24 protein-coding genes are annotated in these 25,228 nt (G+C 44.6%); 16 read left to right on the top strand and 8 right to left on the bottom strand.

Going from position 1 to position 25,228, the window contains the following annotated elements; all coding sequences use genetic code 11:
* Positions 1 to 102: 102 nt before the first annotated feature.
* Positions 103 to 1,707: an adenosine deaminase family protein gene (locus ZYMOP_RS02965; protein ID WP_013933876.1), complete on the top strand. Its 1,605-nt coding sequence runs from the start codon at positions 103 to 105 to the stop codon at positions 1,705 to 1,707.
* A gap of 111 nt (positions 1,708 to 1,818) precedes the next feature.
* Here ZYMOP_RS02965 and ZYMOP_RS02960 read toward each other — a convergent pair whose 3' ends face one another.
* The 3 genes from ZYMOP_RS02960 to ZYMOP_RS02950 all read right to left on the bottom strand — a co-directional run bounded on the left by ZYMOP_RS02960 (position 1,819) and on the right by ZYMOP_RS02950 (position 4,647).
* The gene (locus ZYMOP_RS02960) at positions 1,819 to 2,340 is read right to left on the bottom strand and encodes a phosphoribosyltransferase (RefSeq protein WP_013933875.1); all 522 of its coding nucleotides are present in this window, start codon (positions 2,338 to 2,340) and stop codon (positions 1,819 to 1,821) included.
* Between the two features lie 70 nt (positions 2,341 to 2,410).
* The gene (locus ZYMOP_RS02955) at positions 2,411 to 3,436 is read right to left on the bottom strand and encodes an arginine N-succinyltransferase (protein WP_013933874.1); all 1,026 of its coding nucleotides are present in this window, start codon (positions 3,434 to 3,436) and stop codon (positions 2,411 to 2,413) included.
* Positions 3,433 to 4,647: a hydrolase gene (locus ZYMOP_RS02950; protein WP_013933873.1), complete on the bottom strand. Its 1,215-nt coding sequence runs from the start codon at positions 4,645 to 4,647 to the stop codon at positions 3,433 to 3,435. The genes ZYMOP_RS02955 and ZYMOP_RS02950 overlap by 4 nt, the downstream gene beginning before the upstream one ends.
* A 316-nt stretch (positions 4,648 to 4,963) precedes the next feature.
* Between ZYMOP_RS02950 and ZYMOP_RS02945 the strand changes: the two genes are divergently transcribed.
* The 4 genes from ZYMOP_RS02945 to dnaJ all read left to right on the top strand — a co-directional run bounded on the left by ZYMOP_RS02945 (position 4,964) and on the right by dnaJ (position 9,024).
* Positions 4,964 to 5,644, top strand: coding sequence for an HAD family hydrolase (locus ZYMOP_RS02945; protein WP_013933872.1), 681 nt, complete (start codon positions 4,964 to 4,966; stop codon positions 5,642 to 5,644).
* A 233-nt stretch (positions 5,645 to 5,877) separates the two neighbouring features.
* Complete coding sequence (gene dnaK / locus ZYMOP_RS02940; protein WP_013933871.1) at positions 5,878 to 7,785, top strand: molecular chaperone DnaK; 1,908 nt, start codon at positions 5,878 to 5,880, stop codon at positions 7,783 to 7,785.
* An 8-nt stretch (positions 7,786 to 7,793) separates the two neighbouring features.
* A complete protein-coding gene (locus ZYMOP_RS09640) occupies positions 7,794 to 7,916 on the top strand; it encodes a hypothetical protein (protein WP_255312302.1) in 123 nt (40 codons plus the stop codon).
* Positions 7,909 to 9,024: a molecular chaperone DnaJ gene (dnaJ, locus tag ZYMOP_RS02935; protein WP_013933870.1), complete on the top strand. Its 1,116-nt coding sequence runs from the start codon at positions 7,909 to 7,911 to the stop codon at positions 9,022 to 9,024. Before ZYMOP_RS09640 ends, dnaJ begins: the two co-directional genes overlap by 8 nt.
* A gap of 93 nt (positions 9,025 to 9,117) precedes the next feature.
* On the opposite strand, the gene purB is transcribed toward dnaJ, so the two are convergent.
* Both purB and radC read right to left on the bottom strand, forming a co-directional pair.
* The gene (gene purB / locus ZYMOP_RS02930; RefSeq protein WP_013933869.1) at positions 9,118 to 10,434 is read right to left on the bottom strand and encodes an adenylosuccinate lyase; all 1,317 of its coding nucleotides are present in this window, start codon (positions 10,432 to 10,434) and stop codon (positions 9,118 to 9,120) included.
* A gap of 171 nt (positions 10,435 to 10,605) precedes the next feature.
* Positions 10,606 to 11,289 (bottom strand): RadC family protein, encoded by a 684-nt coding sequence (radC, locus tag ZYMOP_RS02925; RefSeq protein WP_013933868.1) that lies wholly within the window; start codon positions 11,287 to 11,289, stop codon positions 10,606 to 10,608.
* Positions 11,290 to 11,461: 172 nt separating this feature from the next.
* Between radC and ZYMOP_RS02920 the strand changes: the two genes are divergently transcribed.
* The 11 genes from ZYMOP_RS02920 to ZYMOP_RS02870 all read left to right on the top strand — a co-directional run bounded on the left by ZYMOP_RS02920 (position 11,462) and on the right by ZYMOP_RS02870 (position 21,851).
* On the top strand, positions 11,462 to 14,596 hold the full coding sequence (locus ZYMOP_RS02920; RefSeq protein WP_013933867.1) for an intermembrane phospholipid transport protein YdbH family protein: 3,135 nt from the start codon (positions 11,462 to 11,464) through the stop codon (positions 14,594 to 14,596).
* Between the two features lie 68 nt (positions 14,597 to 14,664).
* Entirely contained in the window at positions 14,665 to 14,865 is a 201-nt protein-coding gene (locus tag ZYMOP_RS02915) for a YnbE family lipoprotein (RefSeq protein ID WP_013933866.1), read from the top strand.
* Complete coding sequence (locus tag ZYMOP_RS02910) at positions 14,862 to 15,263, top strand: YdbL family probable chaperone protein (protein WP_013933865.1); 402 nt, start codon at positions 14,862 to 14,864, stop codon at positions 15,261 to 15,263. Before ZYMOP_RS02915 ends, ZYMOP_RS02910 begins: the two co-directional genes overlap by 4 nt.
* 250 nt (positions 15,264 to 15,513) lie before the next feature.
* Positions 15,514 to 15,828, top strand: coding sequence for an AtpZ/AtpI family protein (locus tag ZYMOP_RS02905; protein ID WP_013933864.1), 315 nt, complete (start codon positions 15,514 to 15,516; stop codon positions 15,826 to 15,828).
* A 48-nt stretch (positions 15,829 to 15,876) separates the two neighbouring features.
* Positions 15,877 to 16,677 (top strand): F0F1 ATP synthase subunit A, encoded by an 801-nt coding sequence (locus ZYMOP_RS02900; RefSeq protein WP_013933863.1) that lies wholly within the window; start codon positions 15,877 to 15,879, stop codon positions 16,675 to 16,677.
* A gap of 35 nt (positions 16,678 to 16,712) precedes the next feature.
* Complete coding sequence (locus tag ZYMOP_RS02895; protein ID WP_013933862.1) at positions 16,713 to 16,952, top strand: ATP synthase subunit c family protein; 240 nt, start codon at positions 16,713 to 16,715, stop codon at positions 16,950 to 16,952.
* 128 nt (positions 16,953 to 17,080) lie between these two features.
* Positions 17,081 to 17,581: a F0F1 ATP synthase subunit B family protein gene (locus tag ZYMOP_RS02890; protein WP_013933861.1), complete on the top strand. Its 501-nt coding sequence runs from the start codon at positions 17,081 to 17,083 to the stop codon at positions 17,579 to 17,581.
* Between the two features lie 13 nt (positions 17,582 to 17,594).
* Positions 17,595 to 18,236 (top strand): F0F1 ATP synthase subunit B family protein, encoded by a 642-nt coding sequence (locus tag ZYMOP_RS02885; RefSeq protein ID WP_013933860.1) that lies wholly within the window; start codon positions 17,595 to 17,597, stop codon positions 18,234 to 18,236.
* A gap of 204 nt (positions 18,237 to 18,440) precedes the next feature.
* Positions 18,441 to 20,372 (top strand): excinuclease ABC subunit UvrC, encoded by a 1,932-nt coding sequence (gene uvrC / locus ZYMOP_RS02880; protein ID WP_041581665.1) that lies wholly within the window; start codon positions 18,441 to 18,443, stop codon positions 20,370 to 20,372.
* A 44-nt stretch (positions 20,373 to 20,416) separates the two neighbouring features.
* Positions 20,417 to 21,172, top strand: a complete 756-nt coding sequence (gene recO / locus ZYMOP_RS02875) for a DNA repair protein RecO (protein ID WP_013933858.1) — start codon at positions 20,417 to 20,419, stop codon at positions 21,170 to 21,172.
* Between the two features lie 142 nt (positions 21,173 to 21,314).
* Positions 21,315 to 21,851, top strand: a complete 537-nt coding sequence (locus tag ZYMOP_RS02870; protein WP_252507440.1) for a cupin domain-containing protein — start codon at positions 21,315 to 21,317, stop codon at positions 21,849 to 21,851.
* A gap of 63 nt (positions 21,852 to 21,914) precedes the next feature.
* Here the strand turns inward: ZYMOP_RS02870 and ZYMOP_RS02865 are convergent, their stop codons facing one another.
* The 3 genes from ZYMOP_RS02865 to leuB all read right to left on the bottom strand — a co-directional run bounded on the left by ZYMOP_RS02865 (position 21,915) and on the right by leuB (position 25,112).
* The gene (locus ZYMOP_RS02865; RefSeq protein ID WP_013933856.1) at positions 21,915 to 22,724 is read right to left on the bottom strand and encodes a LysR family transcriptional regulator; all 810 of its coding nucleotides are present in this window, start codon (positions 22,722 to 22,724) and stop codon (positions 21,915 to 21,917) included.
* Positions 22,725 to 22,785: 61 nt separating this feature from the next.
* Positions 22,786 to 23,994: a trans-sulfuration enzyme family protein gene (locus ZYMOP_RS02860; protein WP_013933855.1), complete on the bottom strand. Its 1,209-nt coding sequence runs from the start codon at positions 23,992 to 23,994 to the stop codon at positions 22,786 to 22,788.
* Between the two features lie 71 nt (positions 23,995 to 24,065).
* A complete protein-coding gene (leuB, locus tag ZYMOP_RS02855; protein WP_013933854.1) occupies positions 24,066 to 25,112 on the bottom strand; it encodes a 3-isopropylmalate dehydrogenase in 1,047 nt (348 codons plus the stop codon).
* Positions 25,113 to 25,228: the final 116 nt, after the last annotated feature.

The following is a 25,228-nucleotide window of genomic DNA, read 5'->3' as shown; positions in this document are numbered from 1 at the left end:
TGTTTGTACGATGCGTCTTTATCAAAGGATGGATGTATCGAAGCTTTATTATTTACTATATAAAATTTGCGTGCAATTTAGTGATAAAAAGGAACCAACAGATTGTTTCTTCAGAGCATACCCCCTAGTTTATTGCCCCAATTAAAAACAAGGGTATTCGCTTTATTTCTATGTATATTACCTTTGTTCCTCTCACCCACGAAGGCTTTTGTATTAGATCCATCCCGTATTTCGGATATAGATCAAAAAGTTTCAAATACAATTGAAACGGCAAAGTCTGACCCATCACGTTTGCGGATGCTTCTTGCCCCTTTTCCTAAGGGTGGGGATCTGCATCATCATCTGGCTGGTGCTATTGATGCAGAAACGATGCTTCACTGGGCGGGTGATGCTGGATTATGTGTGGATGCTAGAAAATTAGCCCTTATACCCGCGCCTTGTTCTTTATCCTCTGATAAAAGACCCGCAAAAAATCTTGATCGGCAAGATCCTGCGCTTTGGGAAGAACTAGTTGATGCTTTCTCAATGCGTAATTACCATTTTAGTCCGGCGATAAGTGAACATTCTGGCCATGACCATTTCTTTGCCAGTTTTTTTCGATTCATGGCAGCCTTAGATAATAATTTTGGGCGGATGATTGCGTATAGTAAACAGGATGCGGCGGCTAATAATCTTTTCTATATCGAAACCATGCAGAATCCAGAGGCTATTTCCGATTTAACAAAAATAGCTTATCAAAAGGTCTCTGACAAACATGATCCAGATACTTTATGGAAAATTTTAAATCCTTATCTTACAGAGATAGTCTCTAAATCGCAGGCTGAAACGGATCACGCCGAAAAACAAGCACAAGAAATTTTACAGTGTGCTACATCGACTCCCAAGGTGGGTTGCTCAGTCACAATGCATTATATGGTTTTTGCTATTCGGGCGCTGCCACCGGAAGTAGTTTTTGCCCAGCTAGCCCTTGGCTTTGCCTTGGCTGAAAAAGATCCTCGGTGGGTAGGTGTCAATATTGTGGCCCCTGAAGATGGCACCGTGGCGGTTCAAGATTATGATCTCCATATGCAATTTTTTAGCTACCTGAAGAAGAAATATCCCCATGTAAAAATTACGCTTCATGCCGGAGAATTGGCTCCGCAATTAGTACCACCGGCGGGACTGCGTAATCATATCAATAAAGCCGTCTTTGATGCGGGGGCTGATCGTGTTGGACACGGTATTGACATCGGCTGGGAAAACGATCCAACGATTTTGTTACAGGCTATGGCAACAAAGCCCGTTCCAGTTGAAATTAATTTTTCCAGTAATGATGAAATTCTTAATATTCGTGGTGCCGATCATCCCTTTACCCTTTACCGACGGTATGGCGTACCTGTTGTGATTTCCACCGATGATCCCGGTGTTTCGAGGGGTGATCTAACAACCGAATATATGCGTGCTGTAAGAGAACAGAATTTATCCTACAGCGAATTGAAAAAATTATCTCGCGACAGTTTGGAATATGCCTTTTTATCCGGTGAAAGTCTTTGGCAGCAAGGTAGCGGTTCAGCTGTGCAGAATGTCTGTCTTTCAACGCCGTTTACAACGGCACCCAAAGGAAAATGTGCTGAATTTTTAGCCAAAAATAAGAAAGCGGCCCTAGAGTGGCAGCTGGAATCGGCATTCATCCTTTATCAGGAAAAAGTTATAAAGGGTATTTTGTAGGTTTATCAGAATAAATTAATAATTCTGTAAAACGGATATAATATACATCCTGCTAAGATAGTCTCTGAATGGCCTCTCTGTCAGGATGTATATTGGTTAAACATTAAAGGATCAGGCTAATCTTTCTGGTATAGAATTAGCCTCTTTTTCGATCGTTTCCTGATTGCCCATGCCTTCCCACGGAAAAATCAGCCAGCTTTTATCAATATTGCGATCCATGTTGCGCGCTGTAAAATCAACACGCGCCTTTGATCGAATATTATCCAGCAAAACGGCAAACCTGATATTATCGTTAACGGCACCGTTTTTATTCATAGCCTCGCGTAAATAAAGAATGGTGCCACCGGAATCATTGATGTCATCAATGAATAAAAGCTTATGGCCATCAAGGGTAAGCTTGGCCAGTTTTAACAATAATTCATCAGCAAAATCGAATAACTTGGAAGAATGGTCAACAGAGAGCATTGGCACATTTAAACGGTGAGAGAGGTAAACCGCAGGGACAAGACCCCCGCGTCCAACACCCACGACGAAATGAGGCTGCTCTCCCGCCTGTACCACCTGCTCAGCGACGGCTTTTACATCACTGATAAAGACTTCATTATTGATATGCGTAAATTCAATCTGCGCCATGACTTCCATTATTCCGTTTGGAAAAAGAATAAAACAGACGGCCTTATTCTAAATAAAGCCGTCTTGTATGTCAGCGGGGAATATGAATAAACTTATCACCCGATGTAAGCTGTAAATTATCAATTGCTTCCTGATTGATTTTTACCTGCTTATTATTCTCTATATTTTTCCTGATGGTCCCGTAGCTTGCCCGGAAATTTTTTAAATGACCAGTCGCTATAATAGAAAGTTGACCTTCTTTTTCTATCGAGCTGCCTTCTAATACAGCTTCACGCGCATTGGCAATTGATCGTATTTGATCTGTTGCCGCAATCATCGTGGGGCCTCCATCAAAAATATCGATATAATCCCCTGCTTGAAAGCCTTCTTTTTGTAGCATTCTCATAGCGGGTCGACCACTCATATGCGGCTGCCCGATAACCGCTTGCGCTGATTCTGGCAATAAAGCTGTATAGATTGGATAATCCGGCATCAAATCCGAGATGAAGTGATTACCCTTAAGCGAATTAAGCTGATCGGCTTCTTGAAAAGACATACCAAAAAATTTGTTTCCTAGGCCATTCCAAAAAGGGGCTTGTCCTTTTTCATCAATTACGCCGCGTAATTCAGCTAAGAAACGATCAGCAAAGCGGGCCCGATGTAACCGTATAAAAAGATAACGACAACGCGCCAACAATAATCCCAGACCACCTGTTCTATGATCGGGATGTAAAAAAAGGCCTCCTACCTCTGAACATCCCTCAAGATCAGTGGTTAAAGATAGCATTTGGGTTGTAATGCGTTGATTTAATTCAGGCGATACTTTTGTCAGTTTGCTTAGACGATAGCTATAAAAAGGCTGTTTCGTCCCTACTTTGGCAAAAATCTGAGCTGTGCCTACAATCTGACCGGATTCCGTATGTTCTAAGACAAGTACATAAACGTGATCACTGACGATTTCTTCTGCGTCAGAAAAAGCAAGATTACTGCGGTCTATTTTAGCCCGTAAGGCTTCAAGATCAGCCGGTAGGTTCGTAAAACCCCCACCTGTCAATTGCGCTAAAGCATAAAGCGCTTCTTCGTCACCCGTTTTGGCTGGCCGAATTCTGTAGTTCATAGTCCCCCCTCTTTTAAAAGACGTATCCAGATTAGCGCTGACAATTGTGCACGCTCTTTCAGGCTTTCAATAATGAGAAATTCCTGATCTGAATGAATAGCGCCTCCTCTTACGCCCATAGTATCAATGACGGGTATGTTTGCTGCTGCGATATTGTTGCCATCGCAAACACCCCCTGTATCTTTCCATCGAGCCCCTAGACCAAGATCTTGGCAGCTATTTTCAACCAATGCCATAAGAGCCTTGCTCTTTTCACTAATATTTTTAGGCGGTCGTCCAAAAGCTCCATGAATTTTAAGGGTTACGTCGTGTTTTTTCTCAATATCTTCTGTTGTTTTTTGAAGAAGCTGTTGCGCCTCTTCCATATCCTTCAGTGTTGAAGGGCGAATATTGACGCGGAGTATGGCATGATCAGGGACAATATTGTTAGGGCCACCTCCATCAATCTTGGCAGGATTGATGCCCATGCCTTCCCGACTGGCCGCCTTTAATCGAAGTGCAAAATCAGCCGCTGCTATAAGGGCATTGCGTCCCCCCGTAAGATTTCGACCCGCATGGGCGGCAAGGCCTTTGATAATAATAGAAAAATTACCACTTCCCGGACGTGCGGCCGCAAAAGTGCCATCAGGTAAAGCAGAGGGTTCATACGTGAAAGCCGCTGTTTTGCCTTCTGCGGCCTTTACCAACAAAGGCGCAGAAGAGAGGGAACCAATTTCTTCATCACTATTTAAAATGACTTCATAGCCTAACTGCTCATGATCAGGATAATGCTCAAAGGCCGTTAAGGCAGAAAGCATAACAGCCAGCCCTCCCTTCATATCCGCTACACCCGGCCCGCCTAAACGATTACCTTCTAAGGGGGTTACAACAGAGAAGGGATGATTTTCACCGAAAACGGTATCCATATGCCCCGTTAAAAGAATTTGTATCGGCGCATTGGGGCGAACAACCAAATGAAGATGGGTCGCATCGGGGGACAGAATTTCATCCCCCTCTGGCGTAATCATTTTACCTGAAGGTAGGGTTATTTCGGTTATTTTTCCCGGTAAGGTCGAAAAAGCCTGTTTCAGTACAGAGGCCATACGAACAAGCCCTGATTTATTATGAGATCCGCTGTTGATACTGGCCCATTCAATGACACGATCTAGCATGGGATAGGCTGCCGCTTTTTCTAAAACCGTCTGTTCACAGGGGCTTATTTTATCGACCATATCTTTATCCGATTCCCATCCTGATCTTTTTTTCCGAGAGAAGATATTTGAAAAACCCTTAAGGATTTTTTATTTCTGTCAGATAATTCTAGATCATTTTAAAGAAAAATGGCAAATGCCTTACTTCTAGATACCAGAAACAGGCCGGATAGTTTCCTATCTCAATGACAAAGAAGGAAGGTAGAACAGAGTGGGATCTTAAAAAGGAAAATATCTCGACCTTCAGAAAAGATATTATAAAAATATAAAATATCATCTGAATGTAATATATTTTTATTTTTAGGTCTTTTTATATCTCTGCTTGCTCAAGGGAGCTATGACGATAGAACTTGCTATTTACGATATGGATCGTACGATCACTTATCATCCAACATGGACACCTTTTCTTATCCATGCGGCCTGTCGTCGTCAGAAATGGCGATTGCTCTTTTTGCCTTTAGTGGCGCTAGCAATGCTTTCCTACCTCATGCATTTTATCTCTAGAGGTAGGCTAAAGGAAATCACCCATGCTTTATTGTTAGGACGCCATATTGCGCCCAAAGACCTTGCCCCTTTAGCAGAAAGCTTTGCCGAGGAAACTATCCTCAATAATATTAGACCCGGTGCCTTAAAATCCATAGAGGCGGATCGTAAAGCCGGGCGGCGGCTGGTGATGGCAACGGCTTCTTATCGGCTTTATGCTGACCTTATTGCCAAAAAACTAGGCTTTGATGATGTCATTGCCACAAACAGCACTATCCGAAAAGATGGCCATCTTATTGCTCGCATTGAAGGCGAAAATAATTATGGGCCTGCTAAATTGAGAATGATTTTAGCGTGGATGACCGCATCCGATTTGGAACGGCAAAATTGTCATATCCGTTTTTATAGTGATCATGTGTCTGATGAACCTGTATTCCAATGGTCAGATGCTCCTTTTGCCATTAATCCCTGTCGCCGTTTAGCGGTTCTGGCTAAAAAAGAAGGTTGGCCCTGCCTTGATTGGAAACATAACTAAGGTGGTTTATTTTTATTTTATCGTATTCTTGAAAAATAGGATTTAAAAACCCATTAGGTGGCTTTGATACGATAAAATATTGTTGAAAATCAAAATAATAAGAGTCTGTTCATAAAGGGTGGCTTGCGCTTGCAAAAAGCGTTCTTATATCGCCCTTGGTAGACTTGTTTCGAATGCAAGCTTTTAGTTTTTTAAGAGTAAATTGTATCATTCCTGGGGAAGGAAGGTAGGACATGGGTAAAGTCATAGGTATTGACCTTGGTACCACGAATAGCTGCGTTGCTGTTATGGAAGGTGGTCAACCCAAGGTTATCGAGAATGCAGAAGGTGCACGCACTACGCCTTCTATCGTTGCCTTTACAAAAGATAATGAACGTCTGATTGGTCAACCGGCTAAGCGTCAGGCTGTTACTAATTCTGAAAATACGATTTTTGCGGTTAAGCGTTTGATTGGCCGTCGCTTTGACGATCCCATTACCAAGCGTGACACTGAACTGGTGCCTTATCATATTGTTCGCGGTAGCAATGGGGATGCATGGGTTCAGGCCGGTGGTCAGGATTATTCCCCATCACAGATTTCAGCTTTTATCCTGCAAAAGATGAAGGAAACTGCTGAATCTTATCTCGGTGAAGCTGTAGATCAGGCCGTTATTACGGTTCCAGCCTACTTCAATGATGCCCAGCGTCAGGCAACGAAAGATGCCGGTAAAATTGCCGGTCTCGAAGTGCTTCGTATTATCAACGAACCGACAGCGGCCGCATTGGCTTATGGTCTTGATAAAAATGACGGTAAAACTATTGCCGTTTACGATTTGGGTGGTGGTACCTTCGATATTTCCGTTCTGGAAATCGGCGATGGTGTTTTTGAAGTTAAAGCTACCAATGGTGATACCTTCCTCGGTGGTGAAGATTTTGATACCAAAATTGTAAGCTATTTGGCTGAAGAATTTAAAAAAGCCGAAGGCATTGATCTGACCAAAGATCGTCTTGCGCTTCAGCGTTTGAAAGAAGCTGCTGAAAAAGCCAAGATCGAACTTTCTTCTGCACAGACCACTGAAGTCAATCTGCCCTTTATCACAGCAGACGCTACGGGTCCGAAACATCTTGTCAAAACGATTTCTCGGGCTGACCTCGAACGTTTGGTTGCTGATCTTATCGCACGTACACTGGAGCCAGTGAAAAAAGCCTTGGCTGATGCGGGTGCGAAGGCTTCTGATATTGACGACGTCGTGATGGTTGGCGGTATGACCCGTATGCCAAAAGTGCGTCAGGTCGTAAAAGAATTCTTTGGCAAAGAACCGCATACAGGTGTGAACCCTGATGAAGTGGTTGCCATGGGTGCCGCTATTCAGGCTGGTGTGCTTCAAGGTGACGTCAAAGACGTGTTGTTGCTTGATGTGACGCCATTATCACTGGGTATCGAGACACTGGGTGGTGTTTTCACCCGTATGATCGATCGCAACACGACTATCCCGACCAAGAAGTCACAGGTTTATTCAACCGCTGAAGATAATCAGAACGCAGTTACCATTCGCGTATTCCAAGGTGAACGCGAAATGGCCGCTGACAATAAGATGTTGGGCCAGTTTGATTTAGTGGGTCTGCCGCCAGCGCCGCGCGGTGTTCCTCAGATTGAAGTAACCTTTGACATTGATGCCAATGGTATTGTGAACGTTTCCGCCAAAGATAAAGGCACGGGTAAAGAACAGCAGATCCGTATTCAGGCATCTGGTGGTCTTTCCGAAGCGGATATCGACAAGATGGTCAAGGATGCTGAGCAATTTGCCTCAGAGGATAAGACTCGTCGTGAATTGGCCGAAGCAAAAAATAATGCCGATAGCTTGGTTCATACGACCGAGCGTCAGCTTGAAGAGCTCGGCGATAAGATTGATGCCGGTCTGAAATCTGAAGTTGAAGCGGCCATTGCTGCTGTTAAAACGACCCTTGAAGGTCAAGATGCAGCACAAATGACCGAAAAGACGCAGGCTTTGGCTCAGGTCGCCATGAAGTTAGGTCAGGCTCTCTATGAGCAGGATCAGGCAAGCAATGAACGGCATGATACGGGTGAAACTGAAAAAGCCGCCACGGATGATGTGGTTGATGCCGAATTTCAGGAAATAGATGACCAGGATAAAAAATAATCCGGTTATTGCGACCCGAAAATCAGCCTGAGAAGGCTTATCATGACTTTGCCACCATCAATATTGTTAGCAATTGTGCCGATGATTTTGGTGGTGGCCTTGCCATGAAGCTGGGGGAGCCTTGTGTCTGACTTTGACTATTACGAATTATTAGAAGTCGAGCGTACTGCCGACGGTAAAACTATTAAATCTTCTTATCGCCGTTTGGCGATGCGTTATCATCCCGATCGAAATCCCGGCGACAGAGAAGCAGAAGAACGCTTTAAAGCGATTTCTGAAGCCTATGATTGCTTGAAAGATCCTCAAAAAAGGGCCGCTTACGACCGCTTCGGTAAGGCCGCCTTTCAAGGGGGTGGTGCAGGTCCCGGTGCTCAGGATTTTAGCGGTTTTTCAGATATTTTTGAATCCGTTTTTGGCGAGTTCATGGGAGGGCGTGGGCAATCGCGCTCTTCGGTACAACGCGGTGCTGACTTACGTTACGATCTTGAAATCAATTTAGAGGAAGCCTTCAAAGGCAAATCTGTTGATATTGAGTTGGATGTTGCCGCGACTTGTGAAGCCTGCCACGGATCGGGCGCCAAGGCCGATTCTGGTCGGAAAGTCTGCCAAACTTGCCATGGAAGTGGACGAATTCGTGTTCAGCAAGGTTTCTTTGTTGTTGAACAAAGCTGTCCCGTTTGCCACGGCAAGGGCGAAGTAATCAGCGATCCTTGTCCAGAATGCCATGGGGAAGGGCGTCTGGAAAAGCATAAGACGCTTTCTGTCAATATTCCGGCAGGCGTTGATGACGGTACCCGTATTCGGCTATCTGGTGAGGGTGAAGCCGGAGCGCATGGTGGGCCGGCAGGCGATCTTTATATATTTATCCATGTTATACCGCATCAGGTTTTCCAGCGTGAAAACTATAATTTATTTGCGCATGTGCCGATTTCTTTTACCAAAGCGGCACTGGGTGGCTCTATCCATGTTCCAAGTTTGGATGGCGAACAGCATGAAATTGATATTCCGGCCGGTATTCAGTCGGGAAAACAATTGCGCCGTCGCGGTGCAGGAATGCCCGTTTTAAATGGTCGTGGACGGGGTGACCTGATTGTTCAGATTGATGTTGAAACACCTACGCATCTGACTGTCAAACAGCGCGAATTACTGGAGCAGTTCCGTGAAACAGAAACCGGAGAGGAATGTCCAAAATCCTCTGGTTTTTTCGCACGGATTAAAAATATGCTGACAGGCGAATAGTTTTTCGTTGCATACAACATAAAAATAAAAAGGAGGTCTTTAAAAGACCTCCTTTTTTATCTCTCAAGAAAAATAATCAGCCTTTATAAGAGACTATTTTGTCTTTTCTGCCTCGTTTTCATTGAAAACGCGGCTGAATATGTGATCTACATGTTTTAGATGATAACCAAGATCAAATAAATCTTCTAATTTTTCATCTGAGAGCGGAACCTCGGTATCGGCTTTTAACAGATCCAATAACGAAATTTGTCCATCGGATTCCCATACTTTCATAGCATTACGCTGTACCAGCCGATAAGCGGCCTCACGACTGACGCCCGCCTGTGTAAGGGCTAAAAGCACACGCTGTGAGTGAATAAGGCCACCCATACGATCAAGATTACGCTGCATCCGTTCAGGATAGACAAGCAGCTTATCCATCACATTGGTAAGACGAGCCAAAGCAAAATCTAAAGTAACCGTAGCATCAGGGCCGATCATTCTTTCTACCGATGAATGGGAAATATCCCGTTCATGCCATAGAGCTACATCCTCAAGAGCAGGTGTCACATAACCCCGAACTAAACGGGCAAGACCTGTCAAATTTTCGGTTAAGACCGGATTCCGTTTATGGGGCATTGCAGAGGATCCTTTTTGACCCGGGGCGAAATATTCCTCCGCCTCTAACACTTCTGTGCGCTGCAAATGCCGAACTTCAATAGCTACCCGTTCTACAGAAGAAGCGATCACGCCTAAAGTCGCAAAGAACATAGCATGACGATCCCGCGGAATAATTTGGGTGGAAACAGGTTCAACCGTCAATCCCATTTTTTCCGCAACATAGCTTTCAACTTTAGGATCAATATTGGCAAATGTACCCACAGCCCCAGAAATAGCACAGGTCGCAATATCCTGACGCGCCGCTTCTAAACGGGCACGGTTTCTTTTGAACTCGGCATAAGCTTCGGCCATTTTTAAGCCGAAAGTAGTGGGTTCTGCATGGATACCATGACTGCGCCCGATTGTCGGCGTCATTTTGTATTCAAAAGCACGTCTTTTCAGTACTTCTAACAGCTTATCAATATCGGCAAGCAAAATAAGGGCTGCCCGATTTAACTGCACCGCAAGGCAGGTATCAAGCACATCAGAAGAAGTCATGCCCTGATGCATAAAACGAGCAGGTTCGCCTACATGTTCAGCAACATTCGTAAGAAAGGCAATAACATCGTGACGCACTTCGGCTTCGATTTCGTCAATACGCTCAACTTCAAAGGCCCCTTTATCCCAGATAGCCTTAGCGGCTTCTTTTGGAACAATGCCAATTTCCGCTAAAGCATCTGTTGCATGGGCTTCGATTTCAAGCCAGATCCGAAACCGGCTTTCTGGCTCCCACAATTTGACCATCTCTGGGCGGGAATAACGGGGGATCATAATAGAGGCTCCTCGGGTTTAATAGTATTCCGGTTTTTCCGGCTGGCAAAAATATTCCCCGACCTAACAAAGCCCTTAATCGCTATCAATCTTTTATAGGGGTTGATGCATTTTATATTTTTGTAAAAACAACATATTGTCAAAAAGTTGAGCTTTTCAAAAGCTATAACCTTAAATCAGGCCGAGGCTACGCATACTACAAAATCCCTCTGTACTGATGATAACATGATCATGAAGATATATTTTAAGAGGACGGGCCGCCGCAATCACTGAACGCGTCAACTGAATGTCCATTTCACTGGGATTGGCATCCCCGCTAGGATGATTGTGAACTAAAATTAAACCGATTGATCCCAGCTCAATAGCGCGACGGATAACCTCTCGGACATAGATAGGCGCGCGATCGACAGAGCCTTCACTTAAGGCTTCGTCACGGATAAGGCGATTGTGACTATCAAGATGTAATAACCGGCATCGTTCTGTTAAACGATAAGCCATATCGGCATGAAGATAATCGAGTAAAGCTTGCCACCCAGCCAAAATAGGCGCTTTTTTAGCTTTGGTTTTTAATAATCTTAAAGCGGCTATTTGAACAATTTTGAGAGAGGCAATCGCCGTTGGCCCCATACCTTTGACGCGGGCAATCATACCGGGGTCGGCTGTTAACAGCGTTTCAATATCACCGAACTCTGTCAATAAAGCACGCGCAAGCGGTTTCGTATCCCGACGTGGGATAGCCAAAGCTAAAAGATATTCTATTACCTCATGATCAAGCAGTGCATCTGAACCCCCATTTAACAGGCGATCCCGTAAGCGGCTACGATGACCATGATAATCGATTTCTTTTTTATCCATTTTCAACGAATATAAAGGATTGAAGCGATATGTAATACTGTTTAGCTTTGATAGTAATATAAAAAAACAATTCATCGGAATATTTTCATCAATAAAATTGACTGCATTTTATAGTTTGAAAATCAAGAAATATTAAAAATATCCGCTCATTTACTATAAAGAAAAATCCGGGATGACCCACAAAGAAATAAAAAATCATCGGCTTACTAAAAAGCATTTATGGCTGCTGGCGGGGGTTATTCTAGGTGGATTACTAGTCGGGCTGTGGTCACAACGTATAGGGTTGGGGCGCTGGCTGATTAGTCGGGAAGCAAACCGACTACATTTAAAGGCCCATTATCGTTTAACGCGTCTTGACCCTATGGCACAGCAATTGGACAATCTAGTTATTGGTGATAGCTACCATCCTGATCTGACAGCAAAGCATGTTATTATTCATGTTATGCCTACATGGCGCGGTTTACAGATATCTTCCATTGATCTCGATACAGTAAGAATACAGGGTCATCTGGATAAGGAGGGCATACATTTTGGCAGCCTTGATTCTTTACGTTCTTATTTGACAACGGCAGGCGCCTCCTCGGGTCTTCCTATTATCAATCTTCACCTAAAAGATGTTCGGTTACGTTTGCGTACTCCCAACGGTAATATTGGCATAGCGATGGATGGTAATGGAAATCTGGCGAATGGTTTTCAAGCGAGACTAGCTGCCTCTATGCCTCATTTCTCATCGAATGCTTGCACGGCAGAAAAAGGTCAGTTTTTTTTAAACGCATCGGTGGTTCATGGTCGCCCTTTTTTCCAAGGGCCTGCTACCGCACAAAATATTCGTTGTAATATCGGCTATTGGGCAGTTCAAAACCCAAAGTCCATTATTGAAGGTCATTTCAATAAGGCTTTGAATAACTGGCAAGGGACAGCGCTTCTTTCGGCCTATGAAATGGCCTCTTTTAACGGAGCCCCTTGGCAATTATCGGCTCTAAAGGGCCATTTGGCACTTAAGGGTAATGATCAAAAAACACAGGGCCGATTAGAAATAGCGGGTAAAGAAGATATGCCTTGGCTTACTGGAGGAAGCTGGGACGTTTCGAGTGTCTTTAATATACCGTTTAAATATTCTCACGATTCTCAGAAAAATGATCCATTTTTGACGACGACCCATATTTCGCTTCACAATGGCCAGATAAAAAATGATTTGAAGCATTTTTCTATATCTGATGACATTCCGCTCTCCCCTATAGTGAAACAGTTAAAACAGGCTTTGTCAAAAATAGCGGAAAACATTTCGGGTGAAACCGATATTACCCTTGATAATAAACAAGGTGCTTTAAAGGCCGCTTTACATAAAGTGCTTTTAACGAGTCCCTCAGGTCAATCAGCTCAGTTTTTAGGGGCCGCCAGTTGGCAGGCGCATAGAAAAGAGCAACCTTGGGATTTAAAAGGTGATCTCAATATCAAAGGGCAGGGGTTGCCCACTACAAAAATTCACCTGCTACCCGTAACGAATGGAATTTTTAAAGGTAAGATTGAGGTTGCACCCTATCGCGATGATCAAAATCAGACTTCATTGCAGCTAACACCTGTTAATTTTTATTATGATAAGCAGCATTTCTTGGTGGCGACTGAGGCTAATATTACAGGTTCTCTTGGAAAAGAAGAGCAGGTGGAATCGCTTACAATTCCTTTGCATATAGAAGGTAGCAACGATCAGACCCTTATTAACAAGGATTGCATGACAGTCCATATCGCCCGCGTAACCATGGCGGGCATTACAGGGCACAATATTGCCTTGCCGCTTTGCCCTGTAGAGGCTGCTTTTCTTCAGGTAAGAAAAGGGCAGTTTACAAATGGCGGGTTTCAGTTGGAAAAACCGACTATCACAGGCGAAATAAATAATCAGCCTTTTACAATTAAGCTAAAATCGTCTTTCTTCTCTCTGGCGCGTCACTATGGCGAGGTATCTGACCTTACTTTTGATGAAAAAGGTGCGACGGGGCAGGATGATACGCATCTTCATATAGAACATGTTACGGGTAACTTGGCCGGAATAAAGGGCGCGGGCGACTTAACAGGCATTTCTGGCCATATAGGACTTGCACCCCTGATTATGAGTAATGGGGCTGCCCATTGGGAATGGCAGAACAAGGGTGGTGCGCTCGAATCACAAAATAACAGCGATATAGTGCTGCATGGTGGTGTGGATATTGCTGATGCGAATCAGGCTTCGCCTCGTTTTTTGCCGATGCGTGCTCAAGATTTACTTTTACAAATTAATAAAGAACGCATTCATATTACGGCTGGTCTGGAACGGCAAATCGGTATGCGTTGGTCACATATCCTCGATAGTCGCATCGAACATCATTTCTCAGATGGACGGGGGCATGTTGTGCTTCATGTTAATGGGGTCGCATTTGATAAAACCTTACAGCCTGAACAAATTACCCCCCTTACTTTAGGAGTATTTGCTGATGTGAGGGGTATAGTTCAGGGAGAAGGACGAATTGATTGGTCTAATAAAGGCGTCATCAGCACAGGAGATTTTAAAAGTGATAATCTCGACTTCGCTGTCGCTTTTGGGACCATCTCAGGCTTTAATGGCAAGATTCATTTTTCAGATCTTTTAAATCTAAAAACACCTCCAGATCAAATCGCCGGTATCAATGAAATCAACGCCGGTATTGCGATCAAAGACGGCAAAATCCATTATCAGATTTTGCCTGAGAAGAAGATTGTTATCGAAAAGGGAATCTGGCCATTCTTCGATGGTCAGTTGGCCTTGGATCAAGCTGTTTTAGATTTTAGCCACACGGCTATGCATCGCGTGACATTTCATGTCACTAATATGGATAGCGCTCCCCTTGTTGATAATCTTGAGATGAAAAATCTTTTTGTCAGTGGACGTTTTGACGGGATTCTACCGCTCGAATTTGGTTCTAATAGTGGCAAAATAGAAGGAGGACATTTGATAAGCCGCGATCCGGGCGGCGTAGTCAGTTACGTCGGTACCGTTTCTAATGCGCATCAGGGTATGCTGAGCAAGTTGACGTTCGATGTTTTAAAAGGCCTGCGGTATAAGCAACTTGATATAGTCCTTAATGGTAATCTTGATGGGGATTTTATCAGTTCTATTCATTTTGGCGGGGTGAAAGAGGTCAAAACCACTGGTTCACGCTCCTATCTTGCGCGTGAAATTGAAAAGGTCCCCTTCCATTTTAACGTTCAGGTAAAAGCGCCCTTTCGAGGATTATTGAATGCCATGCGTTCTTATAATGATCCGCGTTCTGTTTTGAATCAATCGCAATTGTGAATACACGCCACGCATCCTCTGGCCTTAAAACAAGACAATATATCATTTAACTACTATTAGGATTAAAGATGAGGCAGAAAACCGGAAATATAGAAAAGGGCTTTCTTTTTGCTAGTTTACTAATGGTTGGGGGCTGTATTTCGGTTAAGGCACCGGAAAAGCCGATCGAGATCAATCTTAATGTTAATATCCGCCAAGAAGTAGTGGTGCATTTACAAAAAGATGCAGGCGATTTTATTCAAAATAATCCGGAGTTATTCCCACAATGATACGTTTTATAAAAAAAAGCTGTTTTCAAAGTCTGAGCAGGACCGCTTTTGCTTTGGGTTTGACGCTGGCTACAGCAGCTGGAGCGCAAGGCGGTGATGATATTTTACAATCAGGGTTGGCAAACGGCGTGATTGGTGAAAAGATTGATGGCTATATGGGTTTTGCGAAATCGCCCTCTTCTAGTATCAAGGCGAGTGTCGATGCTTTAAATATTAAAAGAAGAGCGGCTTATACGGCAGAAGCGGCTAAACGGGGGGTTACTGTCGAAGAATGGGCTGTTGCTGTTGGTTGTAAAACATTAGCCAGTCGGGTTCAGGATGGACAATTTTATGCTTTGGCCGATGGCAAATGGCAAAAAAAATCGGGCCCTATCGCTTTGCCTTCGACTTGTGGTTAAAAAAAGCTGTTTTTAGGGCGGTTTCACTTAAAAAACTGCTCTAATTTGTAAAAGGTAAAGCCTTTTTGGTAATAAAAAATAAGCGAATAGCAAAAGGATTAGTTTTTTTGTTGGCTGCGCTTTGAGTTGACTTGCTTTCACCGCCTTCTTAAAAAAGGCCCACCTGACGAGATAGTTACTCGTCATGCTGTAGAGCATTTAATCCTTGGAATTCAAAGGGTTGGATTTCAAGGAAGAGCGATTGGCTGCGATGAGTAACGATTCTAATCAAGGGCCGGGACCACAAGATCCTAGGTTAGCAGAACTTGAAGGACGACTTCAGACCATCAGATCTGATTCTGATAGTCATAAAGCCAAGACGGATGGGCCTGCTGGCAAGGGTTTTGCTCAAGGGAACAGAGTGTTGACTGAGATGATTGCGGGCCCGGCTGGTGGCGGACTGATCGGGTGGTTGTTCGATCGCCTGATTGGAACTAAACCAATATTTCTGATCATATTTCTTCTATTAGGGGTCTGTATTGCGTTTAGAAATGTGATACGGATTTCTCGTGAGCGTCCGGAATGAGAAACCGGAGCCGCTCTGTTAATGGATAGATAGCTAGGGGCTCGTAATATGGCTGCTACTAACAATGTAGACCCCATGCATCAGTTTACCGTGGAGCCCTTACATGGGTTTCATATCGGAAAATATGATATTTCCTTCACCAATTCCTCTCTCTGGATGGTGATTGCGCTGGTCGCTCTTGCTGTTTTTATGGCAGGCGGTCGAAGGAAGGCGCTGATTCCCGGTCGCTGGCAGATGGCCGTGGAAGTTATGACTCGCTTTGTTAACGATATGGTCAGCGCGAACATAGGCCCAAAAGGCCGACCGTTTACTCCGCTGGTCTTTACCCTTTTTATGTTCATCCTTTTTGCCAATATGCTTGGTTTGGTGCCTTTATTCGGCTTTTTGCCAGGTGCCGAGCCTTTCACCTCAACCAGTCACGTTACTGTTACAGCAACGCTGGCGGCGATTGCATTTGGTACAGTGCTTGTTGTGGGTTTCACGCGTCATGGATTAGGCTTTTTCAAGCTGTTTGTGCCGCATGGTACCCCCATGGCTCTTATTTGGCTGATCCCCGGGATTGAAGCCTTTTCTTTCGTTTTACGGCCTTTTAGTCTTGCGCTTCGTCTTTTCGTTGCTATGACCGCAGGGCACGTTCTTCTGGAAGTTTTGGCTAACTTTATTGTTAACCCGCCGGTTCAATCTGCCTCTACTGCTTTTTTAGCAGGTTATTATACCCTTGTGGGTATCCCGACCTTTCTTTTGATGATCGGTATTTCTGCGCTTGAATTTTTGGTTTGCGCCATTCAAGCTTATGTTTTCGCCTTGCTTACGTCGCTCTATTTGAACGACGCGATCAATCTTCACTGATTTCCCAGTATATGGAATGGTAAAGGAGTATTGTCATGGACGTTGAAGCTGCAAGAGTGCTCGGTAAGTTAATCGGTGGTGGTGTTGCTGCTGTTGGTGCCGGTGTTGCCTCCGTTGGTGTTGGTAGTGTTTTCGCAGGCTTTCTTGAAAGCGCTCTGCGTAACCCAGCCGCTGCTGATGGTCAGCAAGGTCGTTTGTTCATCGGTTTTGCGGCCGCTGAACTTTTGGGCCTTCTGTCATTCGTTATCTCGATTCTGCTGATCTTCGTCGCCTGATTCTTCAGGCTCTCGCAGCATTTTTCGCACCGGCTGTTTTCAGCCGGTGTTCGAAAAATGTAGTAAATCAGTTAAAAAACAGATTCTCTTTTAGTTAATCTGTTTTTAGAAAAAGTCTGGATGCGATCATGCCTCAGATAGCCCAGCTTGCCTCTACTTACGCTTCCCAGGTTTTCTGGATGCTGATGGTGTTTGGTCTGATCTATTTTGGGATCGCCAAAACCATGCTCCAGAAAGTTGAATCTACTATGGATTCACGTGACAGCAAGATCTCTGATGATCTAGCTGCTGCGGAAGCTGCCCACAAAGCAGCGAAGGAAGCAGATGAGGCATGCCAGTCGCGTCTTGCTAAGGTTCGTTCCGATGCACATGCCCGCTTACAGGCAGCTAAAGAACAAGCCTCGAAAGATGCGGCAAAACAAAACGCTGTTGCTAATGCCGATTACGATCATCAGCTTGATTCTGCTAGAATGCGAATCGCTGATGAAAAAGCAAAAGCGATGGTTGATCTTGAAAATATCGCAGCTGATGCTGCACAGGATATTCTCAAGCATGTTATCGGTAAATCTGTTCCAAAAGATCAGGTTACTAAAGCCGTTTCTCATGTAATTTCTGCTGATATGGTCTGAGGGAGATTACCTAATGGCTAATACAACTCAGACTTCAGCGCCAGCTACACCGCCTGTGTCTGACACTATGCCTCAGACGGCTCCTGGTGCACCAAACGTAACGGCATCCACGGAAGCACCGGGTGGGGTTCAAAATGAAGAACCACATGAATCGACTCTGCTTGGATTAAGTGGCCCTGGTTGGGTTTCTGCCTCCATCATTGTCTTTTTGCTTATTCTGATTTGGAAAAAAGTACCGTCTCTTATTACGTCGGCGCTTGATAAACAAATCGGTGAAATTCGTAATCGTCTTGGAGATGCTGAACGCTTACGCAAGGAAGCTGAAGCTTTAAGAGCCGAATATGATGAAAAAGCGCGTCAGGCTGCCGGAGAAGCCGAAGCTATTGTTGAACGGGCTAAAGAGGAAGCGACCAGCATTGTTGCTGAAGCACAGAAACAGTCCCAGCAGTTAGTCGAACGTCGTCAAAAAATGGCGACGGACCAAATTGCTGCAGCAGAGCAAGAAGCCATTGTTGAAATTCAACATACGGCTGCCAAGCTGGCTCTGCAAGCTGCGACCCGTATCATTCAAGATCGTAATGATGCCTCGCACGACAAGGCCTTAATTGACCAGACAATTGAATCTTTAAGTCAGCCGAGAAATCGGCTTAATTGATTTATCGAAAATTTGTCTTAGCAGATCAGCGCCGTCGCTTACGCGATGGCGCTTTTTTGTTGCTCCAAGATATTTTCTCAATTCGATAAAATCAGGCTCTTTTAAATTTTGTTATAGCGCTTGCTATAAGCGGATACGGCCTTAAATTTTATAGTTCCAGATACAAGCGATACAGCATGTAAACTAGAAATAAGGCATAATCTGATTAGTGACTCCCCACGGGCTGATCGTTTCAGCGAAGAACAATCTATTCATGTTTTCAAAGGCAATGATCTTCCTGATCTAGAAAAAGGCGTTGCTGCGATTAGCAATGTCTTAAAAACTTTGCCTATGCGTCCCGGTGTTTACCGTATGTATGATAGTAAAGGTAATGTCCTTTACGTTGGTAAAGCGCGGGCTTTAAAAAATCGCGTTGCAAACTATACGCAATTGGCGGGTTTATCGCGTCGTATCCAGCGCATGGTTTCCCAAACGCGCAGTATGACTATTGTCACTACGACCACAGAATCAGAAGCGCTTCTGCTGGAAGCTCAACTTATCAAGCGCTATCGTCCCCCTTATAATATTTTACTACGCGACGATAAAAGCTTTCCGTATATTCTTCTAAAAGAAGAGGGTAGTTATCCAGAATTCCCTTCCGTCCAGAGACATCGAGGGGCAAGACGCAGTAAAGGCACCTATTATGGCCCGTTTGCTAGCGCCGATTCTGTTACCCTTACTCTGAACAGTCTGCAAAAATTATTTTTACTGAGATCCTGTTCAGATAGCTTTTTTCGTAATCGCAAGCGTCCTTGTCTACTTTATCAGATCAAGCGTTGTTCTGCCCCTTGTGTTGGGCGGATCTTACCAGAAGATTACAAGGAATTAGTGATAGACGCGCGTAATTTTCTGGCTGGAAAATCGACTGATGTGCGCCAAAAATTAGTAGTAACAATGGAAAAGGCCGCAGAACGTCAGGATTACGAATTAGCGGCAGTTTATCGTGACCGATTACGGGCCTTAACCTTTATTCAAAACCATCAAGCTATTAATAGCGACAATCTTCGTAATGCGGATATTTTCGCGATCGAACGTAATGCGGGATTGGTCTGTATTCAGGTTTTCTTTATCCGTAACCGCCAAAATTGGGGTCACCACGCTTATTTTCTCAATCATATAGAAGAACAATCTCTGGCTGCTATCTTACAAAGTTTTTTGGGGCAGTTCTATGAGGATATGGTCGCGCCTGAATTTATTTTGACCAACTGTATGCCCCAAGAAACGTCTTTACTTGAAGAAGCGCTATCTTCGCGCGTGGGGTATGCCGTCCATTTTCATCAGCCCAAAAGAGGCGATCAAAAAAAATTACTGGACCAAGCCGTCCGTAATGCCAAAGAAGCGATAGAACGTCGTATGGCAGAAGGGGCCACTCAGCGTCAGTTGTTACAGGAAATGACGACCCTTTTCGAATTGGATAAGACCCCAGATAGAATAGAAGTCTACGATAACAGTCATATTGCGGGAACGAATATGGTTGGGGCTATGATTGTCGCAGGGCCAGAAGGATTTCGGCGTAATGCGTATCGCAAATTTAATATTAAGTCTCAGACCATCAATCCCGGTGATGATTTTGAGATGATGCGTGAAGTTTTAGGCCGTCGCTTCTCTCGATTGGAACGTGCCGATCCAGATCGTCATAGTGGTGAGTGGCCGGATCTTTTGTTAATTGATGGTGGAAAAGGTCAAGTCCGTGCCGTTGTCGATATTTTGAAGGAGCAGGGCATAGAGGATGTGGCCGTTGTCGGTATATCAAAAGGGCCTGATCGTCATGCAGGGAGAGAGCATTTTCATCTCTCCGATGGGCGTGAATATGCCTTGGAGACGAATAGTAGCCTGATTTTTTATCTTCAACGTTTACGAGATGAAGCCCATCGATTTGCAATCGGAACGCATCGGGCAAGACGCGCCAAAAATTTGACATCAAGCCCTCTTGATGAAGTGCCGGGCATTGGGCCTAGCCGAAAGAAAGCTCTGCTTTTACATTTTGGAACGGCAAGAGACGTTCGTAATGCTGCCCCTTCCGAATTGGAAAAAGTAGCCGGTATTTCTTCGAAAACAGCGCATCAAATCTATGATTTTTTTCATAGCCATACATAATTATTCCTGCCGTGAAGTCTATACCTTGGTATAAGGAAGAGGCTATGTCCTCCGTTTCGACCTCTTCTTTGTTGTTGACCAGTCGCCCGCACGGAGAATCGGGGGCCGTCATTCGATTCCTGACTGAAAAAGGCTTGCAAGCGGGTTATGTGCAGGGGGCAAAATCGCGCCATAGACGCCCTTTATTACTGGCCGGTAATCAGCTTCAGGCAAGCTGGCGCAATAAAGCAGGCTATTCGTTACCTTCTATCCAGATTGAATTGTTGCATAGTCGGGCATCAATGATAACTGACCCTTTACGGGCGCTAGTGCTGGGTTGGATATGCCCTTTTACAGCAAGTATTTTGCCCGAAGCACAGCCTGAACCCCGAATTTTTTCAGCCCTCAATCATCTATTGAATATTACTGAAAAATCTATTCAGCCCATAGTGTCCTTGGCAGAACTTGTCCGCTTTGAATTACTGTTATTATCTGAGTTGGGTTATGGACTCAGTTTATCACGCTGTATTTTCACTGGAAAAAGCGACAATTTAACATGGGTTAGTCCCAAGCATCATGCCGCAGTCAGTCAACAAGTAGCTCAAGGCCATGAAGCAAAACTATTGCCTTTACCGCAATTTTTGCAAAAAAAGAGGGGACATACAGAAGATCATATCCCTGACTGGTTGGCTTTGCAGAAAGGATTACGCTTGAGTGGTTTCTTTCTAAACCGTCATTTTAATAGTTTCTATCACCGGCGTTTATTCAGTGCCCGAGACCGTTTAATCCGGCACATCACAAAATTTTTTATCAAAGCATAAAAGCTGATAATTTTTTCCAATGTACTATGACAATTCTAAGTCAAAAGCGTATATTATAGGAAATTAGGCTATGCTTATCGAGATGAAGATAATGGCAGAGTAGTTTACTCGAAATCTTCATCAATACGGCTGTCAGGAAAAAATGATGAAAAGATTAGTAACCGCTTTGGTTTTAGGTCTTGGCTTCACTATAAACTCTGCACAAGCAGAAAAATCTGCATCGCCGCCCGCTATCCCCTATTGGAGTGTGTGGGCAGACACCGAAGGGGTAACGCATCAAACACGATGTGCGGTTAGTAATCTACAGTTAGAAGATTTTGCCAGTTCAGGTAATCCAGAATGGGTGTCCCAGAATGATCCTGCCAGTAAAAGATATGTATTCAATGTAATGCCGGTTGGTTGGGTGGGTAACTGGCATAAAAATCCGGCACCTCAGTGGATTATTCCCTTATCAGGCCGATGGTTCGTAAAAACAACCGACGGGAAACGCCTTGAAATGGGCCCCGGTGAAATATCTTTTGGGGGCGATCAGAATGCTCAGATCGTCAATGGACAACAAGGCCATCAATCCGGTAGCGTAGGCAATCAACCCGCTAAAGTGATTATTATTCAACTAACGCAGCCGATAGTCGGGCTTTCCGATCCAAAATGTTCAGGAGGTGGTCTTCCCATTCGATAAAGAAAAGGTGCCTTTTTTCCTTTTTCTATAAGCCGATATTTTTATCTTATGGGAAAAGATAAGCTAGATTTCTGTTTTTAATTCTGCAGTTAAAGCTGTAACCAACGATTTGACTTTTTTCTGACGCCATTGCGGTAGGGGGGCCATAAGCCAATATTGCATTTCGCTTTCCATAATGGGGCCAAATTGCTGCAATTTTTTAGCTTCAAGAAAGGGCTTAGCCAAAATTAAAGGGACTTGGCATCGGCCAAAACCATTCAATGCCGCCGCTATGGCGAGACCTGCATCAGCTACTTGTATGACGATGGTTATATTATGATCATGTTCTGCATCCGGCCATCCGATAAATTCTTCCGGTGCATTGGGTAAACCCACCGTCACTAACAGGCCATCGCTTAAGGTAACGGCTTCATGGTTGCCGGGATCATCCGTATAGCGAATAGCAATATCTAAATTAGCCTGCGTAAAGTCTAAATCTTTTTCTGCTGCTAATAAGGTGAAATGAATATCAGGGTTATTCTGATGATAGCTTGCCAAGCGTGAAGATAGCCAGCCATCGGTAAAGTCGCGGGGCGTGGCAATGGTCAATCTTTTAGAAGATTGTCCGGCTTGCATGGCATGGACAGCTTCTTCAAATTTTAAAAACCCGTCCCGTAATGCCTCAAGACCAGCCGTCGCTTCTGGGGTTAATTCCAGACCTTTAGCGTTGCGCCGAAAGAGCACAACGCCAAGGGTATCTTCCAAAGCACGAATTTGTTGACCAACAGCTGCAGGCGTCACGGCCAGTTCGTCAGCTGCTCGGGTAAAAGAAAGATGACGGGCGGCGGCATCCATTACCCGCAAGCCATTAAAGGGTAAGTGAGTCCGCTTCATAAATGATATTCCTTTGCCGACATCACTAGCCTTTTCATAACCTGCATCTTTAAATTTTAATTTATAGCCCGATTTTACGTAAGGCCTGATCCAGATCTTCTTTCAGATCTTCGACATCTTCAAGCCCCACGCTTAGACGTAGCATATCTTCTGTAATTCCCATAGCTTCACGCTCTTGCGCTGCGACACCACTATGCGTTGTAGAGCAAGGATGCGTCATTAAAGAGCGCGTATCGCCAAGGTTATTAGAAATATCTATCAATTCCAGATTATTCAGCAGTGAAAGCGCTTGTTCGCGACCCCCTCCTAAGAACACGGCTAAAACCGTGCCGCCGGTTTTCATTTGTTTTTTGGCCAAGGCATATTGAGGATGAGACTTCAATCCCGGATAAGCGATGCGAGGTACCCTATTTTCAAGGAATTCGGCTAAGGCTTGGGCATTTTCGCTTTGACGGATGCTCCGCAGTTCAAGCGTTTCCAACCCCTTCATAACGACCCATGCATTGAAAGGTGACAAGTTAGGACCGGTATTACGGATGAAAGGAACAAGGGTTTCATTGATGAATTTTTCGCTACCTGCAACTGATCCGGCCAAAACACGACCCTGACCATCCATCATTTTTGTAGCAGAATAGGCAATGACATCAGCACCAAAATCCATCGGGCGCTGAATAACGGGCGTACAGAAAGCATTATCAACAACCGTTAAAATGCCTGCCTCTTTGGCAATTTTACAGACGCCTTCAATATCCACCAAATCCAAAGTAGGATTGGTCGGCGTTTCAAAGAAAAACAGCTTAGTATTGGGCTTGATAGCGTCTTTCCATTGCTGAAGATCGCCACCATCTACAACAGTTGCCGTGATACCAAAACGGGGCAGTAAAGAATCTGAAAGCCACCGACAAGAACCAAAGGCAACCCGTCCGATGACAAAATGATCACCCGCCGAAAGAGCAGATAATAAAACTGAAGTCATAGCGGCCATGCCGGTTGACATCGTGCGAACCGTCTCAGCGCCTTCCATCAAGGCCAGTTTTTCTTCTAGCATCATGACGGTTGGGCTCTGCATACGGGAATAAATCATGCCCGCCTGTTCACCCGCGAAACGTTCGGCAGCATCTTCTGCTCGTTCGTAAGAATAACCAGAAGTTAGAAAAAGCGCTTCACTGGTTTCTCCAAATTCTGAACGGGTTACGCCCCCTCTAATGGCCTGCGTGGCTGGCCGCCATTTACGGGTTATCGTACGATCAAGTCCGGTATGCCTTTTCATAATATTCCTGAATCCTCATTAAGAAAGCGGGTAAGAGCGGCCTATTATCAGGCCGCTTTTTATGTTGATTATTAAAGTGCTGCTAAAACGGCATTGCCCATTTCCGAGGTAGAAAGCTTACCGCCTAGATCCTGAGTACGTGCCCCCTTAGCAAGCGCAGTCGCCACGGCTTTTTCGATCCGCACAGCTTCCTCTTCCCGTTTCAGGGTATAGCGTAGCATCATGGCACCCGATAAGATTGTAGCGAGAGGATTAGCTTTACCTTGTCCCGCTATATCAGGGGCAGAACCGTGAATAGGTTCATAAAGACCTTTACCTTCACTATTCAAAGAAGCGGAAGGCAACAGACCAATAGAGCCAACACAGGCAGAGGCCAAATCGGAAAGAATGTCTCCAAACAGATTGCCGGTGACAATGACATCAAACTGATCAGGTGCCCGCACTAACTGCATAGCCGCATTATCAACATACATATGGCTAAGATCAACATCGGGATATTCGGCAGCAATTTCCAAAACGACTGTCCGCCATAACTGGGATGTTTCCAGTACGTTAGATTTGTCGATTGAGCAAAGATGACCGCTGCGCGCACGGGCCGTTTCAAAACCAATGCGGGCGATGCGTTTCACTTCATCTTCATTATAGCGCATGGTATCAAAGCCTTCCCGACGGCCTTGATCATCCTTGCGTTGTCCCCGCGGCGTACCGAAATAAACGTCGCCTGTTAATTCACGCACAATAACAAGATCAGTGCCTGATGCGATATCTGTCCGTAAAGGAGACTCTGCCTCTAATTCAGGAAACAGTTTGGCAGGACGCAGATTGGCAAAAAGATCTAATGCTTTTCTAAGGCCCAAAATAGCCTGTTCAGGCCGCAAAGCACGTTCCAGATTATCACATTCGGGATCACCGACTGCTCCAAACAGAATAGCATCTGACTTACGACATAAATTCAAAGTTTCCTCTGGTAAGGGGTGACCCGTTACTTTCCATGCCGCCCCACCAATAAGGCCTTCGTCAAATTCAATATCGCTACCAACAACCGCTTTTAATATTTTAACGGCTTCTGCTGTAATTTCAGGGCCGATGCCATCTCCGGCCAACAATGCAATACGCATAGGGCACTCCTTTTATATATCTCTTTAAAAAGGCCATGCCGTAAGCATAAGAAGAGCGCAAGCTTTTGCATAGGAAATGACAGAAGATAGAATTTAAGCCTCTAAACTATATCTAT

The organism is Zymomonas mobilis subsp. pomaceae ATCC 29192 (genome assembly GCF_000218875.1).
Classification (GTDB): domain Bacteria; phylum Pseudomonadota; class Alphaproteobacteria; order Sphingomonadales; family Sphingomonadaceae; genus Zymomonas; species Zymomonas pomaceae.
This window is presented reverse-complemented; position numbering and strand designations above follow the sequence as displayed.

Bases quoted from the DNA above. Each gene is read 5' to 3' on its own strand.
- ZYMOP_RS02960 (WP_013933875.1), bottom strand. From the start codon at position 2,340: ATGGCGCAGATTGAATTTACGCATATCAATAATGAAGTCTTTATCAGT.
- ZYMOP_RS02955 (WP_013933874.1), bottom strand. From the start codon at position 3,436: ATGAACTACAGAATTCGGCCAGCCAAAACGGGTGACGAAGAAGCGCTT.
- ZYMOP_RS02950 (WP_013933873.1), bottom strand. From the start codon at position 4,647: ATGGTCGATAAAATAAGCCCCTGTGAACAGACGGTTTTAGAAAAAGCG.
- ZYMOP_RS02945 (WP_013933872.1), top strand. From the start codon at position 4,964: ATGACGATAGAACTTGCTATTTACGATATGGATCGTACGATCACTTAT.
- dnaK (WP_013933871.1), top strand. From the start codon at position 5,878: ATGGGTAAAGTCATAGGTATTGACCTTGGTACCACGAATAGCTGCGTT.
- purB (WP_013933869.1), bottom strand. From the start codon at position 10,434: ATGATCCCCCGTTATTCCCGCCCAGAGATGGTCAAATTGTGGGAGCCA.
- radC (WP_013933868.1), bottom strand. From the start codon at position 11,289: ATGGATAAAAAAGAAATCGATTATCATGGTCATCGTAGCCGCTTACGG.
- ZYMOP_RS02920 (WP_013933867.1), top strand. From the start codon at position 11,462: ATGACCCACAAAGAAATAAAAAATCATCGGCTTACTAAAAAGCATTTA.
- ZYMOP_RS02915 (WP_013933866.1), top strand. From the start codon at position 14,665: ATGAGGCAGAAAACCGGAAATATAGAAAAGGGCTTTCTTTTTGCTAGT.
- ZYMOP_RS02910 (WP_013933865.1), top strand. From the start codon at position 14,862: ATGATACGTTTTATAAAAAAAAGCTGTTTTCAAAGTCTGAGCAGGACC.
- ZYMOP_RS02905 (WP_013933864.1), top strand. From the start codon at position 15,514: ATGAGTAACGATTCTAATCAAGGGCCGGGACCACAAGATCCTAGGTTA.
- ZYMOP_RS02900 (WP_013933863.1), top strand. From the start codon at position 15,877: ATGGCTGCTACTAACAATGTAGACCCCATGCATCAGTTTACCGTGGAG.
- ZYMOP_RS02895 (WP_013933862.1), top strand. From the start codon at position 16,713: ATGGACGTTGAAGCTGCAAGAGTGCTCGGTAAGTTAATCGGTGGTGGT.
- ZYMOP_RS02890 (WP_013933861.1), top strand. From the start codon at position 17,081: ATGCCTCAGATAGCCCAGCTTGCCTCTACTTACGCTTCCCAGGTTTTC.
- ZYMOP_RS02885 (WP_013933860.1), top strand. From the start codon at position 17,595: ATGGCTAATACAACTCAGACTTCAGCGCCAGCTACACCGCCTGTGTCT.
- recO (WP_013933858.1), top strand. From the start codon at position 20,417: ATGTCCTCCGTTTCGACCTCTTCTTTGTTGTTGACCAGTCGCCCGCAC.
- ZYMOP_RS02870 (WP_252507440.1), top strand. From the start codon at position 21,315: ATGATGAAAAGATTAGTAACCGCTTTGGTTTTAGGTCTTGGCTTCACT.
- ZYMOP_RS02865 (WP_013933856.1), bottom strand. From the start codon at position 22,724: ATGAAGCGGACTCACTTACCCTTTAATGGCTTGCGGGTAATGGATGCC.
- ZYMOP_RS02860 (WP_013933855.1), bottom strand. From the start codon at position 23,994: ATGAAAAGGCATACCGGACTTGATCGTACGATAACCCGTAAATGGCGG.
- leuB (WP_013933854.1), bottom strand. From the start codon at position 25,112: ATGCGTATTGCATTGTTGGCCGGAGATGGCATCGGCCCTGAAATTACA.